13 protein-coding genes and 1 riboswitch are annotated in these 14,944 nt (G+C 64.1%); of the genes, 3 read left to right on the top strand and 10 right to left on the bottom strand.

What is annotated here, in order from left to right; translation table 11 throughout:
* Positions 1–35: 35 nt before the first annotated feature.
* Both OK351_RS00325 and OK351_RS00320 read right to left on the bottom strand, forming a co-directional pair.
* Positions 36–2,366: an ATP-binding cassette domain-containing protein gene (locus OK351_RS00325; RefSeq protein WP_265155331.1), complete on the bottom strand. Its 2,331-nt coding sequence runs from the start codon at positions 2,364–2,366 to the stop codon at positions 36–38.
* The gene (locus tag OK351_RS00320; RefSeq protein ID WP_265155330.1) at positions 2,363–2,986 is read right to left on the bottom strand and encodes an ECF transporter S component; all 624 of its coding nucleotides are present in this window, start codon (positions 2,984–2,986) and stop codon (positions 2,363–2,365) included. Before OK351_RS00320 ends, OK351_RS00325 begins: the two co-directional genes overlap by 4 nt.
* 60 nt (positions 2,987–3,046) lie before the next feature.
* Positions 3,047–3,198: riboswitch (TPP riboswitch) on the bottom strand.
* Positions 3,199–3,274: 76 nt separating this feature from the next.
* Here OK351_RS00320 and OK351_RS00315 point away from each other — a divergent pair.
* Complete coding sequence (locus tag OK351_RS00315; protein ID WP_265155329.1) at positions 3,275–3,526, top strand: DUF4235 domain-containing protein; 252 nt, start codon at positions 3,275–3,277, stop codon at positions 3,524–3,526.
* A gap of 73 nt (positions 3,527–3,599) precedes the next feature.
* Here OK351_RS00315 and mnhG read toward each other — a convergent pair whose 3' ends face one another.
* Genes mnhG through OK351_RS00285 form a run of 6 tightly spaced genes read right to left on the bottom strand, consistent with a single transcriptional unit; the run spans position 3,600 to position 9,914 of the window.
* Positions 3,600–3,962, bottom strand: a complete 363-nt coding sequence (gene mnhG, locus OK351_RS00310) for a monovalent cation/H(+) antiporter subunit G (RefSeq protein ID WP_265155328.1) — start codon at positions 3,960–3,962, stop codon at positions 3,600–3,602.
* On the bottom strand, positions 3,962–4,228 hold the full coding sequence (locus tag OK351_RS00305; RefSeq protein WP_265155327.1) for an MrpF/PhaF family protein: 267 nt from the start codon (positions 4,226–4,228) through the stop codon (positions 3,962–3,964). Before OK351_RS00305 ends, mnhG begins: the two co-directional genes overlap by 1 nt.
* Positions 4,225–4,878, bottom strand: a complete 654-nt coding sequence (locus OK351_RS00300) for a Na+/H+ antiporter subunit E (RefSeq protein WP_265155326.1) — start codon at positions 4,876–4,878, stop codon at positions 4,225–4,227. Before OK351_RS00300 ends, OK351_RS00305 begins: the two co-directional genes overlap by 4 nt.
* A gap of 12 nt (positions 4,879–4,890) precedes the next feature.
* Positions 4,891–6,495 carry a Na+/H+ antiporter subunit D gene (locus OK351_RS00295; protein ID WP_265155325.1) on the bottom strand — a complete coding sequence of 535 codons (1,605 nt, stop codon included), beginning with the start codon at positions 6,493–6,495 and terminating at the stop codon, positions 4,891–4,893.
* The gene (locus OK351_RS00290) at positions 6,496–6,945 is read right to left on the bottom strand and encodes a Na(+)/H(+) antiporter subunit C (RefSeq protein ID WP_265155324.1); all 450 of its coding nucleotides are present in this window, start codon (positions 6,943–6,945) and stop codon (positions 6,496–6,498) included.
* Entirely contained in the window at positions 6,942–9,914 is a 2,973-nt protein-coding gene (locus OK351_RS00285) for a Na+/H+ antiporter subunit A (protein WP_265155323.1), read from the bottom strand. The genes OK351_RS00290 and OK351_RS00285 overlap by 4 nt, the downstream gene beginning before the upstream one ends.
* A 213-nt stretch (positions 9,915–10,127) precedes the next feature.
* Between OK351_RS00285 and OK351_RS00280 the strand changes: the two genes are divergently transcribed.
* Entirely contained in the window at positions 10,128–11,456 is a 1,329-nt protein-coding gene (locus tag OK351_RS00280; protein ID WP_265155322.1) for an MFS transporter, read from the top strand.
* Here the strand turns inward: OK351_RS00280 and dcd are convergent.
* Positions 11,453–12,034: a dCTP deaminase gene (dcd, locus tag OK351_RS00275; protein WP_265155321.1), complete on the bottom strand. Its 582-nt coding sequence runs from the start codon at positions 12,032–12,034 to the stop codon at positions 11,453–11,455. The two genes, OK351_RS00280 and dcd, sit on opposite strands and share 4 nt — an antisense overlap.
* Before the next feature lie 185 nt (positions 12,035–12,219).
* Between dcd and OK351_RS00270 the strand changes: the two genes are divergently transcribed.
* Positions 12,220–13,068, top strand: coding sequence for a M15 family metallopeptidase (locus tag OK351_RS00270; RefSeq protein WP_265155320.1), 849 nt, complete (start codon positions 12,220–12,222; stop codon positions 13,066–13,068).
* 110 nt (positions 13,069–13,178) lie between these two features.
* Here OK351_RS00270 and OK351_RS00265 read toward each other — a convergent pair whose 3' ends face one another.
* Positions 13,179–14,885, bottom strand: a complete 1,707-nt coding sequence (locus OK351_RS00265) for a fumarate hydratase (protein WP_265155319.1) — start codon at positions 14,883–14,885, stop codon at positions 13,179–13,181.
* Between the last annotated feature and the right edge of the window lie 59 nt (positions 14,886–14,944).

The raw sequence follows: 14,944 nt of genomic DNA, 5'->3' as shown, positions 1-14,944 counted from the left end.
AGGCCGGATCCCTTATCCGTTAACAAATCCCCGGCTCAGCTCCAGACCAGGTTCCAGTGGCCGGTCCACACCGCGATCATGGCCGCCATGGTGGCCACGGCCAGGCCCACGCCGATCACCAGCACATCCCGCCATCCGAAGTGCGGGGTATGCAGCCAGCTGCGTGGCCCCACCCCGAAGCCCTTGGCTTCCATGGTGGTGGCCAGTCGCCCGGCGCGCCGGATCGCCTGGACCAGCAAGGCCAGCACCTGGCCGAGATTGGCTTTCAATCGTTGCACCGGTGAACCGAAATTCCCCACCCCACGGGCCCGTCGGGCCAACTTCAACGTGGTGAATTCCTCCGCCAACAGGCCCAGCAAACGCATACCGGCCAGGGCGCCGAGCACGAACCGGTGCGGCACCCGCAGCTGCTGCGACAGGGCCGAGCCCAGGTCGCTGGGGCTGGTGGTGCTCAGGATCAGCACCATCGGGATGGCCATGCCCAGGGCACGCATACCGGTGGCGAATCCCCCGGCCAACGACCCCTCGGTGATGGTGAACACCCCGAGGGTCAGCAGCGTGCGCCCCGCATCCTCACCCACCAACGCGATCCCCCAGGCGGCAACCACCCCGGCCAGCACCAGCGGCCAGGCCCGTTTCAGGAACCGGCCGATCCCCAGGTTGGCCAGGGGCAGCATCAGCAGTGTGGCCACGATGACCACGGCGCCGGAAACCGGATCGATCGTGGCGATCAGCGGAACGGTGATGGCGATAATGGCTGCCAACTTGGCCAGCGGATTGCGTCGGGCCAACCAGCTGTCGGGAACCGCCGCAGCGATCGGGCCCTCCTGCCGGGGTGACCCCGGTGGGGCTGCGACAGCTTCCAGGTGGATTTGCTCCGCACCCAGTGCACGGGCGAAATGCTCATCATGGGTTACCGCGATGACCGCGGCCCCGTCCAGCAGCACTTCGCCCAGCAGTTCGACCACTTCCCGCCAGGTGTTGGCATCCTGCCCGAAGGTCGGTTCATCCAGGATCAACACGTCCGGGCGGGCGGCCAATACGGTGGCCACCGACAGCCGGCGCTTCTCGCCGCCGGAGAGGGTGTAGGGATTGGCCTGCGCCAGGTGCAGCAATCCCAGCCGTTCAAGCAGTTCACCGGTACGCTGCTCAATGAATTCCTGGCTGAACCCGGCGTCGGGATCGGCTGCCTGGGCCCGGCGTGGACCATAGGCCAGTTCCTCGGCGACGGTCTGCGCCACGAACTGGTGCTCCGGCTCCTGGAACACACTGCCGATCCTGGCCACCAGCTGGCCGGCCTTCCAACGGAACGGGGTGCTTCCCGCGTCCCCTGCCAACACGTCGCTGGCGTGCAACACACCGGCGGCCGGTTCAAGTAGTCCGCCCAGGGTCAGTGCCAGCGTCGTCTTGCCCGCCCCATTGGCCCCGCGGATCACCGTGGCGCTACCGGCCTTGATCTCCAGGTCCACCGCTTCTCCCGCCCGGGCTGCGGACGCACGGCGGGCTTGCAAGCTGTCGGCCGTGAGCAGCGTGGCACCCGGGTTGCGTGTGAAGGCGGAGGTGGCCGGCAGGTAGTCGGGGATCCAGATCCCCGCCGTGGCCAGTTCGCTGCGCAGGTGCAGATCCTCGCGCAGTGCCCGCGGTGCCACGTCGTGGCTGATCCCCCCTCCGGGGGCCAGGACCAGGACCCGGTCCATGGCATCAAGCCAACGCTCCACCCGGTGTTCCACGACCACCAGTGTGGCACCGCTGTCGGAAGCCGCTTGCAGCACCGCCTGGCGCAACAGGCCGGCCCCCTCGGGATCGATATTGGCTGTGGGTTCATCCAGCAACATCACCGACGGACGCATGGCCAGGATCCCGGCCAGGGCCAGACGTTGTTTCTGCCCTCCGGAGAGTTGTTGGGTCGGGTGCTCGGCCGACAGGTCGGATAGTCCGACCGCAGCCAGGGCCGGGGTGATCCGCGCGGCGATCTGAGCCGGGTCCACCCCCAGGTTCTCGGCACCGAAGGCCACATCGTCGCCCACCTTGGCTTGAACAATCTGCGTTTCCGGGTCCTGCTGCATCAAGCCGACGGTCGCGGTATGCGCAAAGGCGCTGTGGTCACCAATACTCAGCGTGCCGCTGCTGGTTGTTGTCTCATCATGGTGCAGCACCCCGGCCATGGCGTGCAGCAGGGTGGACTTCCCGGCTCCGGATGGCCCCAGCAACAGCACCTTCTGCCCCGGCGGAATCCGGAAATTCAGCTGGCTGAAGGCCGCCTGCTCCCGGTCGGTATGCTGCCAACTGAAATTCTCGGCCGTGATCGCCAGCGCGCGGGTTCCGCCTTCCAGGCCGTTGCGGTGCCCGGTATGCGCGGTTCTCATGGGCGCACCGTGCCGAAGACCGGCTCCAGGTTGGCCCGCCGGCTCGGCAGGGCGGACAGTGCCCCGGTCCGGGCCAGCGCCCGGGTGGCCACGAAGCTGAGGATCCCGGCGATGACCAGACCCGAGAGGCTCATGGCCACAACGTGGAAGATCTTCATCCCGGCGGTGTATTCAACGAAGTAGGCCAGGATGTATGCCTCGGTCACGGCCCCGAAAAGCCCTGCGAAGGTGCCGGCAAGCATGGCGGCAGGCAGGTTCCACAACCGGTAGCGCAGGGCGGCGAAGATGACTTCGGCACCCAGGCCCTGGACCAGGCCGGAGATGAGTACCGCGATCCCCCACTGGGATCCGAGCAATGCGGATATGACTGCGGCCAACAGTTCGCAGTAGAGCGCGGCACCGGGCTTGCGGATGATCAGGGCTCCGAGCACTGCCGGGAAGAGCCACATGCCGCTGACGAAGGCCGAAGCCGGGGGGAAGGCCACGAAGGCCAGGGACACGAAGCCGTAGCTGGCATTCCATCCCCAGAAAACCACCCCGGAAGCCACGGCAATCACCGAGGCGACGACGATGTCTGCCACGCGCCAGGTGGAGGTTCGGCGTAGTGGTGTAGTTGTCAAAAGATATTCCTCCTGAATCAGGAGGGGAGCTGCACGCGCACCTGAAAAAGCATGGCCGCGTATCTGAGATTCTCGACTTCCTTCGCCGGTACTAGCCGGAGCAGGTTCGAGGGTCTGCGATCTATCGCACTCTCAGCGCCTTTTATCAGCTGTGTCGCCACCCGGTTATCGGGCGGACAGTCCAGCGATACGACGCTCCCCTGTCGGTTATTTGTCTGCACAGCCACCATACATCAAGATAGGCTCTAGACAGAACGTGATGAAGCCACACGAAATGGAGACCAGAGAATGAACATGCTCATGAAGCTGCTTGCCACCGGAATTTCGTTGGGAGCAGGGTTTCTTGGAAGCAAGCTAGTGGACCGGTTGTGGACCGGGTTCACAGGTAATGAGCCTCCACGCCATGGCAAGGAAGCCGAAGCCGAGGCCTCGATGCGACAGGCCCTGGCCTTTGCCGTGTTCTCTTCCGTGGTGGCCGCGATCATCCAGGTCCTGGCGGACCGGGGCGCGCGCAATGCCCTGGCCAAACTGAACAAGTAGACGACCACAGGGGCAATGGGCGGCTCCCCTTGGAGGGGAGCCGCCCATTGCCCCTGTGCTTCTGCTATCCGCGTCAGTCCTTGTCGTCGCTGCGGCTGGCGTTCTCCACCACGGTGCGCAGCTCGTCGCTGTACAGGCTTTCGCGTTTGACGTGCTTGGTCCGGTAGCCTGAGCGTCCGATCATGTGGGCCGAGACCGGGGCGGTGAGCAACTGCACACCCCAGGCCAGGGCCAGCACCGGCACCAGCGCCCAGGAACGCAGGTGGATGGCCAACCCGATGAAGATCAGCAGGAATCCGAGCACCTGGGGTTTGGTGGCCGCATGCATGCGGGTGAGCAGATCGGGGAAGGTCAACAGGCCGACCCCGGCGATCAGGGACATCAGCGAGCCAGTAACCAGCAGAACCGCGACAATGATTTCCAGGAACAATTCCATCAGGCATTCCTCTGATCTGACACGAAACGTGAAACGGTCACCGAACCGATGAACCCGATGGCGCAGGCGATCACCACGAACAGGATGCTGTTGTTGTGTTCGTTCAGGTACATCTCCAGGCACAGGGCCGCGGAAATGATCAGCAGCATCACATCCAGGGCCAGCACCCGGTCCAGGATCGAGGGACCCTTGGCAACACGGATCAGGCAGGCCACCGCACCGATGGCCAGGAGCGTTCCGGCAATGGCGACAACGATGTAGGTCATTGTTCCTCCCCCGTCTCGCCCCTGCCCCGTTGGCGGTCGACGATCTCTGTCCGGATCTTCCTCACTGCCTCGTATTCCTCCCTACTGCCGATCGCCATGATCACCCGGCGTTCGATCTCGTGGATCTTGGCCCGTGACCGCGCGACCTTGATCGCGTTGGTGGCGTTGAGGTAGTGCAGGTACAACGTGGAGGTCCGGCGGTCCACCTCCACCACGAAGGATCCGGGGATCAGGGTCAGCACGTGGCCGACCGCGGTGACGATCAAATCGGAATCGGTATGCAGCCTCACCGCGATGATCGAGGAGCGGGTCTTCTTGCGCCGGAAGAAGGCCAGGTAGGCGACTTCGACACTGGCTGCCACCACTTGCAGAATGAACCAGCCCAGCAGCAGGAAGCAATACCAGAGGTTGATCCGCCCGGAGAGCACCACCGGCGGCAGCGGGAACAGGGCCACGACCAGCAGGGCCAGCAAGGCACCGAAGATCAGGTTCCCTGCCGAGAAGTCCTGCCACAAGGCACCCCACATGAGCACCAGGAAGATCAGTAGCGGCCATTCCTGTTTCAGGGTGGGACGATTCCGTTTACCCGAGGCTTCATCCAGCGCGTCGTCGATGCGCTGGTCACGAGGTTGTTCAGTACGTTTTGACATGCTTCCTTCCTCCTAGCCTGGCGGGAGTACCGCAGTGATGTATGGTTCGCGGGCCAAAAGCTCCACGGCCACGCGCTGGCAGAAGGCGAACAGCGGTCCGGCGAAAACCGTCAAGGCGATGCCCGCCGCCACCAGCACCCCGGTGGAGTAGCGCATCCCCCATGGAAGATGGCCTGCTTCCATCCGCCGGGCCAGTTTGGCCCCAAGCAGCGGACCGGAGTTCCCGCCGGCCTGCACCACGGAAGTCAGTTCCTTGGATTCGGCGACCAGGGTCTCGGTGGGGTTCTCGGCATCCGCGGCCCGGCGCCAGAAGGCACGGGCCCAGACCCGGACAATCGCCAGCAGGGTCAGCAGGCTGGTGAGCAGGCCTGCGGCAATGACCAGCCAGGTCAGCACGCCACCTTGCTCGGCCGCCGCGTGCAGCAGACCGAACTTGCCCATGAAGCCCGAGAACGGTGGTATGCCGCCGAGGTTGATGGCCGGGATGAAGAACAGGATCGCCAACGCCGGGGAGAGCTTGGCCAGGGAGCCCAGCTCGGTCAGGTTCGCGCTTCCGGCTCGCCGTTCAATCAGGCCCGCCACCATGAACAGGCTGGTCTGCACGATGATGTGGTGCCCCACGTAGTAGATTGTCGCGGCCATGGCGACCTCGGTGCCCACTGCGATGCCGAAGATCAGGTACCCGATATGGCTGGTGAGCGTGAAGGAGAGCATGCGCTTGAAGTCCGCCTGGGCCAACGCACCGAAGATCCCGATCACCATGGTCGCTGCGGCCACGATCAGCAACGCCGAATTGACCCTGCCTTCGGGAAACAACAACGTTTCGGTACGTACGATCGCGTAGACGCCCACCTTGGTCAGCAGCCCGGCGAACACCGCGGTCACCGGGGCCGGAGCCGTCGGGTAGGAGTCAGGCAGCCAGAGCGAGAGCGGGAAGACCGCGGCCTTGATGCCGAAGGCGATCAGCAGGAACGAGTGCAGGATCAGCTGGGTTCCCGCGTCCAGTTCGCCCAGTTTCACCGACAGGTCGGCCATGTTCACGGTACCGGTCGCCGCGTAGATCAGGGCGATCGCGGTCAGGAACAGGATCGAGGAGACCACCGAGACCACCACGTAGGTGATACCCGACCGGATGCGTTCGGCCGTACCGCCCAGGGTCAGCAGCACGTAGCTTGCGGTCAGGAAGATCTCGAAGCCGACGTAGAGGTTGAACAGGTCCGCGGCCATGAAGGCATTGGACACGCCGGCCAGCAGGATCAGGTAGGCCGGATGGAAAATCGAGACCGGACCGTGTTCGTCACCGTCGGCCAGCCCCTGGCTGGTGGCGAAGAGCAGCACCGCGAGCGAGACGATTGTGGAGATCAGCAGCATGAAGGCGCTGAAGCCGTCCACCACCAGCGCGATCCCGAAGGGTGCATCCCACCCGGCGATGGAGATGGCGTAGGTCTGGCCGTTCCAGGTCGCGGCGACCATGCCGATTTCCAGCAACATGGTCAGGCACAGCACACCGATGGTGATGATGCGTTGCCAGCGCACCTTGCGGCGAACCACGAAGGTGGCACCGGCCCCCAGGATCGGCAGGATGACCGCCAGCGGGGACAGAGACATGAAATCCATTTATTCCTCGCCCTCTCGAATCGGTCGGCCTTCTTCATCCACGAACTCCGTGGTGTCTTCCTCCACCGGGGCGTCTTCTTCCTCATCGTAGGCACTGGCCTGCGATACGCGGATGTCTTCTTCGTCATCGCGCACGGTATCGGCGTTGGTCAGCGACCAGGAACGATAGATCATGGCCAGCAGGAACGCGGTCACCGCAAAGGTGATGACGATGGCGGTCAGGATCAGGGCCTGCGGCAACGGATCGGAGTATTCGTCCGGGGCCACCTCCGGGCTGAACAGGGGCGCCTGGCCCATCCGGCCACCGGCCGTGAGGATCAGCAGGTTCACCGCATTGCCCAGTACCACGATGCCCAGCAGGACCCTGGTCAGGGTGCGTTCAAGCACCAGGTAGTAGCCCACGGCCAATAGCACGCCGGTGATGGCCAGGAAGGTGATATTGACGCTCATCGTCCCACTCCCCTTCGGTAGCCGGCCACCACGTCATGTCGGGCAACCGGTGATCGTCCCTCGGAAAGCACGTCGATCTCGCTTCCCAGGGATCGCAGTACGTCCTGCACCAGGCCCAGTACCACTAGATAGACTCCAATGTCGAAGAATGTTGAGGTGACAAATTTGTGTTCCCCGAAGATCGGCAGCGCGAATTCCCACACATAGGTGCTGAACACCGGATCGCCAAGCAACAGCGGGAAGATCCCGGAGAACCCGGCGACGGCCAGACCGCCACCGAGCAGGATATTCGGCGAGACACGCATCGATTCGGCCAGTTCCACCCGGCCACCGGCCAGGTAGCGCACGGTCAGGGCCAGACCGGCCAGCAGGCCACCGGCGAAACCGCCGCCAGGGGTGTTATGCCCGGTGATCAGCGTGAAGATCGAGAGCATCAGGATCGCGTGGAATATCACCCGGGTAACCACTTCGAAGATGATCGAACGACGTTCGGCCACCAGGGTATGCCCGGCGATCAGCCAGTCCTTGTTGTTCGAACGGGCGAACTGGCGGGCGATATCGAGCCCGGCTTGGCTGAATTCACCGGTGGATATCGCCTCTGAGCCGTGGTCGATCGAACCGGACTTGATCTCCCCGGCACGCAGGCGCCGGGCGACCGGGGTGGCAACGAAAATCAGCGAGGCCACCCCGGTGGCGGCGGCGGCCAGCACCGTGATTTCCCCGAAGGTATCCCAGACACGCAGGTCCACCAGGGTCACGTTGACGATATTCGCCCCGTACCCCTCGTAGTAGGCCAGATCCGGGAAGGCCAGCGAAATACGCGACTCGTTCCGGGCAGCCATCATGCCGATGGCAACATACACGGTCATCGCGGCCAGTGCGGTGGCCAGCAGGGCGCGGGCCGGCTTCACCTTGGAGATCCCCACCCACAGCCGCTTGGGCAGCGCACGCAGGGCCAGCACGAAGGCAACCAGCACAATCGTTTCAACCAGCAACTGGGTCAAAGCCAGGTCCGGGGCGCCCTGCAGGGCGAAGATCGCCACCATCCCGTAACCGGTCACCGAGACCATCAGCACGGCCATGAAACGTTTGGCCGCGCGAATCGCCGCCAGGGCGCCGACGATCATGATGGCGCCGATGATCATCTGCGCCGGGTGATCGGCGATCACCCAGTGGGTGGGCCATGGGGTCGGCACGGTCAGCGCGATCGACAGCGGCACCACCAGGGCCACCGCCAGGATCACCCCGAGGTAGAAGGACAGGGAACCACGCTGGGTACGACCGGTGACCCAAATCGCCAGCTCGTCCACCGCGTTGACCAGGCCGCGGTAGATCTCCTCCGCGGAGAGCACCTTACGGCGCAGCGGCACCCCGGTGTCGGTCCTGGCCCGCAGGATGTAGAACGCGACGCCGACCAGCAAGGCCACCGCGCTCAGGCCCAGCGCAGGGGTGAAACCGGCCCAGACCGCCAGGTGGACTTCCGGGTCCTGCGGGTACAGGGTCGCGGCGTGCTTGACCAACGGTTCCACGAACCCGGGCAGCAGACCCAGCAGCACGGTGCCCACGGTCAGCACCAGCAGGGGAGCCAGGAAGATCAGCGACGGACGGTAGCATTCGACCGGTGCCACCTCGGCTTTGCTGCCGAAGGCGCCGATGACGAAACGCAGCGAGTAGGCCATGGTCAGGGCGGCGCCCAAGACCACGCCGACAAGCGGCACCCAAGCCAGTTCTCCGTCCAGATGCAGCAGGGCGTCGAACACTGATTCCTTGGCCACGAACCCGTACAACGGCGGGATGCCGGCCATGGAGGCGGCGGCGATCGTGGTGGCGATGGCCAGCAGCGGCATCTTCCGGCCCAGCCCCGAGAGCTTGCGGATGTCGCGGGTACCGGTGTTGTGGTCGATGATGCCCACGGCCAGGAACAGGGTTGCCTTGAACAGCCCGTGGGCCAGGGTCAGGGCCAGGGCGGCAAAGGCCGCGTCGGCGTTGCCCAGCCCGAAGATGGCGATGATGAATCCCAGCTGGGAGACCGTACCGAAGGCCAGGATCAGTTTCAGGTCGTATTGCTTCAGGGCCCGGTAGCCGCCGATGATCATCGTGGCAATACCGATCCCGACCGCCAGGGGTGCCCAGAACGCGGTATCGGCGAATCCCGGGGCCAGCCGGGCCACCAGGTAGACGCCGGCCTTGACCATCGCCGCGGCGTGCAGGTAGGCCGAAACCGGGGTGGGCGCGGCCATTGCCCCGGGAAGCCAGAAGTGGAAGGGAACCAGCGCGGACTTGGACAACGCGCCGATCAGCACCAGGCCGATGGCCACATCGATATGCATGCCCATGCTGCTCAGTTGCGGGGCGGCGGCGATGATGTCCGAGAGCCGGTAGCTGCCGGTGGAGGTTCCCAGGATCAGCAGGCCGGCCAACATGGCCAGGCCGCCGAAGGTCGTGACGATCAAGGCGTTCATGGCCGAACGGCGGGCGGTGATCAGCGCCTGGCTGAAACCGATCAGCAGGTAGGACAGCACCGAGGTGATTTCCCAGAAGATGAACATGATGATGACGTCATCGGCGGTGACCAGGCCGATCATGGCCCCGGCAAAGGCCACCAGCTTCGCGGCAAACGCGCCGACGCCCATGTCATCGTTCTTGAAGTAGCGCCCGCAGTAGACCAGGACCAGCGCACCCACACCCAGGATCAGCAGCAGCAGTACCGCGGCCAGGGTGTCGAGTCGGAAGTCGAGGTTGACCAGGAAACCGTCGATCCAGGTGTATTCGATGCTCGGCGGGGCGTTGGGTTGGCCATTGGCCGAATCCAGCTGGGAGGAAAGGATGGCGGGAAACTGTGTCAGCAGCCACGCGAATCCCACTGCAGGAACTGCGGCGACAATATAAAACCCGTTGCGTCGGAAATACCTGAAGATCAACGGGCAAAGCGCAGCAGTTGCGAAAAGCGCAATGAGAATAATTAACACACGTCTCCTCTGTCGAATTGAACATGGGCAGAGTCCGACGATTTACACCGACCGGTTTTTTTATTTTATCAGTCCAGACGGCACTTTTACCGAACGGTAACAGTGGCGAATCTCCCTTCGGTGCACCGCCGATGGCAAACCCGGGGATCCAGCGAATTTCCTAGCCAACCTAAATTCATGTTCTGATCACTGTTTACAGGCTACGATTCCCACATGGAGAGCAATCTGGCACGAGGTCTGGTCGAACCGAAAAAATCATGGCTTAATAGTGCGACGCTGGCGTGGGCGAGCTGGGACTGGGGACAGGCCGCGATCAACGCCGTGATGACCACGTTTGTCTTCACCGTCTACCTGACCAGTGAACTGTTCGGCTCCACCGACCACGCATCGGTGGTGCTTGGCCAGGCGCTGACCTACGCCGGGATCGCGATCGTGTTGCTGGTGCCGGTCACCGGGATGCGTTCGGATGCGGCCGGGCGGCGCAAATTGTGGCTGACCGTGAATTCGTTGGCCGTGGTGGCCCTGACCGCCGCCTGCGTTTTCGTGGCACCGGATCCCAAGTACCTGTGGCTGGGGGCCGGGTTGATCGCCGCCGCGTCGGTGTTCTCCGAATTCGCCTCGGTGAACTACAACGCGGTGCTCACCCAGATCTCCACTCCTTCCACCATCGGCAAGGTCTCGGGCTTCGGCTGGGGTATGGGATATGTCGGCGGCATCCTGGCCCTGGCACTGGTGCTCTTCGGGTTCGTTGATCCGCTGTTCGACTGGCCGGGTGCCAATACCGAGGACTCGTGGAATCTGCGGTGGGTCGCGGTCTTCAGCGCCCTCTGGTTCCTGGTTTTCGCCCTGCCGATCTTCTTCAGGATCCCCGAGGCCCCACCCCAGCTCAACCGGAGGATTCCTCTGGCCAGCTCCTACAAGGTGCTGTTCGGGCGGATCGTCTCGCTGTGGAAGGAGGACCGGAATCTGGTGTTCTTCCTCGGTTCCTCGGCGGTTTTCCGTGACGGGCTGGCCGCGATCTTCACCTTCGGCGGGGTGATTGCCGCCGGAACCTTCGGTTTCGCCCTCAGCGAGGTGATCATCTTCGCGATCGTGGGCAATGTGGTCGCCGCGATTGGCGCCATCGTGGGTGGCTGGCTGGATGATTACGTGGGTCCCAAATGGGTGATCACCGTGTCCCTGGTCGGGTTGCTGGTGGCCGGTGCCGGGGTGTTCTTCTCCCCGGATGCCTTGGGATTCTGGCTCTTCGGGCTGCTGTTGTGCCTGTTTGTCGGGCCCGCGCAATCCGCCGCGCGTTCACTGCTGGCACGGATGGCCCCGGCAGGGCGTGAAGGCGAAATGTTCGGCCTGTACGCCACCACCGGCCGAGCTGTCAGCTTCCTGGCCCCCATGCTGTTCACCACGGCCATCGCGATTGCCGCCACCCAGGTGGCCGAAGGGCAGGCGCAACGCTACGGCATCCTGGGCATCCTGCTGGTGTTGCTGATCGGGCTGGTCCTGCTGCTACCCATCCGCACCCCGAAGGGCGCGGCCCGCCGTTAGTTTTCCAGGGTGGTGCGGTGGAAGTTCAGGTGGCTGCGTGAGGCGGTGGGACCGCGCTGGCCCTGGTAGCGGTTGCCGTACGGGCCGGACCCGTACGGGTGCTCGGCCTCCGAGGTCAACTGGAAGAAGCACAGCTGCCCGATCTTCGATCCCGGCCACAGCTTGATCGGCAAGGTGGCCATATTCGACAACTCCAGGGTCACGTGCCCTGAGAAACCCGGGTCGATGAAACCGGCCGTCGAGTGGGTCAGCAGGCCCAGCCGGCCCAGCGAGCTCTTGCCTTCCAGGCGGGCGGCGACCCCATGACCCAGGGTGACCTTCTCATAGGTCGCGCCGAGCACGAATTCGCCGGGGTGCAGGATAAAGGGCTCCTCCGGTTCCACCTCCACCAGACGGGTCAGCTCGGGCTGATCGGTGGAAGGGTCGATATGCGCGTACTTATGGTTGTCGAACAACCTGAAGAAACGGTCCAACCGCACATCGACCGAGGCCGGCTGGACCATCTCGCCCGCATAGGGTTCCAGGGCAATCTGCCCGTTGGCAATCGAACGACGAATGTCACCATCTGAATACAACACGCCACTAAATTTATCCTGCCGCACGCCGTCCTCCTAACCCACGGCCGATTGTGGCGCCACGACGTGTGACCGCGCGCGGCCGGCGAGTCCGGCAACACATGGTTCCCAAGACCGACAGGCAGTATTCTTGAAGGCAATACCACCGCACTGACTTCCAAGGATGGCAATTGACCAGCATGCGCTTCATGACCCGCGCCGCAAGCGTGATACTTGCATCACTGCTGTTGGCCGCCGGTGCACCCGGCGCGAACGCCGCCCCCACCGCAGAACTGCCTCCGGTAAGCTCCGAAGAGCTCAGCAGTAGCGACAGCATGCTGGCCTTGATCAACCCCAGCATCCAGCTGTCCACCGCCGATTACCACCCGACCGACCTGCGCACCGTGGCCGGCAGCAGCCACCAGTTGCGTGAGGAGGCCGCCGATGCGGTGGAGGAACTGCTGGTTGCCGCCCGCCAGGCCGGCCACAGCCTGCAGCTGATCAGCGCCTTCCGTTCCTATGAACGCCAGCGCGTGTTGTTCAACCAGTATGAAAGCCAGTACGGCGCCGCGTACGCCGAGCGGATCTCGGCCCGCCCCGGAACCAGCGAACACCAGCTGGGTCTGGCCGCGGATGTGGGCTATGCCGGGGGCAACTGCCAGTTGCGTATCTGCTTTGGCGACACCGCCGCCGGAAAATGGCTGGCCCAGCACTCCGCCGAATACGGGCTGATCATCCGTTACCCTGCCGGACAGGAAGAGGTCACCGGCTACAGCTACGAGCCGTGGCATCTGCGCTACATCGGCATCGACCATGCCCAGGCCATGCAGGATGCCGACGTCGCCACCTACGAGCAGTACTACAACCTGCTGCTTGACCAGGCCGAAGAAGCCCCGGCCGAGCCCACCGAGAACGCGGTGGAAACCACCCCGGCCGCCGAGTCCAGCCCGTGGGGCAGCTCCCCGGAGCCCGAGGCCTCCGCGGATTCCTCCGATGACCTGGTGGTGCTACGGTTCCTGCCACCCTTCCGCGATTGGTCCTTCGGGCTGAGCCGGTAGCACCGCTTCCACGACACCGGTCGGAATCAACGCTTAAAGACCGTGGCAGGGCCGCGAACCAGTACTGGTTCGTGACCCTGCCACGGTTGGCCCGGCTTCCGCCTGTGCGACTAGCTGGCGCGAACCGGGATACCGGTGAAGGTGGGCTTTGAGGTGGCCTCGAAGAAGTCGTTGCCCTTGTCATCGACCACGATGAACGCGGGGAAGTCCTCGACCTCGATCCTCCAGACCGCTTCCATGCCCAGTTCCTCGTATTCGATGACCTCGACCTTCTTGATGCAGTCCTGGGCCAGACGGGCGGCCGGGCCGCCGATGGAGCCCAGGTAGAACCCGCCGTGGGCGTTGCACGCGTCGGTGACCTGTGAGGAGCGGTTGCCCTTGGCCAGCATGATCTTCGAGCCGCCAGCAGCCTGGAACTGTTCCACATAGGAATCCATGCGACCTGCGGTGGTCGGCCCGAAGGATCCCGAAGCCATGCCATCGGGGGTCTTGGCCGGGCCGGCATAGTAGACCGGGTGGTCCTTCAGGTATTGCGGCATCTCCTCGCCGGCATCCAGCCGTTCCTTGATCTTGGCGTGCGCGATATCGCGGGCCACCACCAACGGGCCGGTCAAGGACAGCCGGGTCTTGACCGGGAACTTGGTCAGTTCGGCCAGGATCTGATCCATTGGCTTGTTCAGGTCGACCTTGACCACCGATCCCCCACCGGTGCCCGAGACGCCCTGGCTGTCGTCCCCGTAGGCGGCCACGGCCGGGTGGGACTCGTCCGGCATGAAACGGGCCGGGTCGGTTTCCAGCTGCTCAACGAAGATGCCCTCTTCGGTGATCTTGGCCAGCATCTGGCGGTCGGCGGAGCAGGAAACGGCGATGGCCACCGGCATCGAGGCACCGTGTCGGGGCAGACGCACCACGCGCACGTCGTGGCAGAAGTACTTTCCGCCGAACTGGGCGCCGATCCCGAAGTTGCGGGTCAGTTCCAGGACCTTCTCCTCCAGATCGGTGTCGCGGAATCCGCGTCCGGTGATCGCCCCTTCGGTGGGCAGAGAATCCAGGTACTTGGCAGAACCGTACTTGGCGGTCTTCAGCGCCATTTCGGCGCTGGTGCCGCCGATGACGATGGACAGGTGGTACGGCGGGCAGGCCGCGGTCCCCAGCGAGCGCAGCTTCTCGTCGAGGAACCTCAGCATCGAGTTCTCGTTCAGGATGGCCTTGGTTTCCTGGTACAGGAAGGACTTGTTGGCGCTGCCGCCGCCCTTGGCCATGAACAGGAACTTGTAGCTGGTGTCCGCCTCGGGCTTGGTGTTGGCGTACAGGTCGATCTGTGCCGGCAGGTTGTTGCCGGTCTGCTTTTCATCCCAGGTGGTGATCGGGGCCAGCTGCGAGTAGCGCAGGTTCAGCTTGGTGTAGGCGTTGTAGATGCCGCGGGAGAGCGAGATCTCGTCCTGTTCCTCGGTCAGCACCCGCTGTCCGCGCTTGCCCATCACGATCGCGGTTCCGGTGTCCTGGCACATCGGCAGGATGCCGCCGGCGGCGATGTTCGCGTTCTTCAGCAGGTCCAGGGCCACGAACTTGTCATTCGGGCTGGCTTCCTCGTCGTCGAGGATATTGCGCAACTGCTGCAGGTGGGCGGGGCGCAGGTAGTGCGAGATGTCGCGCAGCGCGGTTTCGGCCAGCAGCTCAAGGGCTTCGGGAGCCACCTGGAGGAAGTTCTTGCCGTCCGGGCCGGTGACGACAGTGACACCCTCGGCGGAGATCCTTCGGTAGTTGGTGGTGTCCTGGCCAATCGGCAGGAGGTCTTCATAACGGAATTCAGGCATGCTCGGTCCTTGCATCTCTTTGTGGTTGCTCGTCTGTCATTTTAGGCGCAATTGGCAAT

The sequence above is a fragment of the Glutamicibacter sp. MNS18 genome, from assembly GCF_026107515.2.
In the GTDB taxonomy this organism is placed as follows: Bacteria; Actinomycetota; Actinomycetes; order Actinomycetales; family Micrococcaceae; genus Glutamicibacter.
This window is presented reverse-complemented; position numbering and strand designations above follow the sequence as displayed.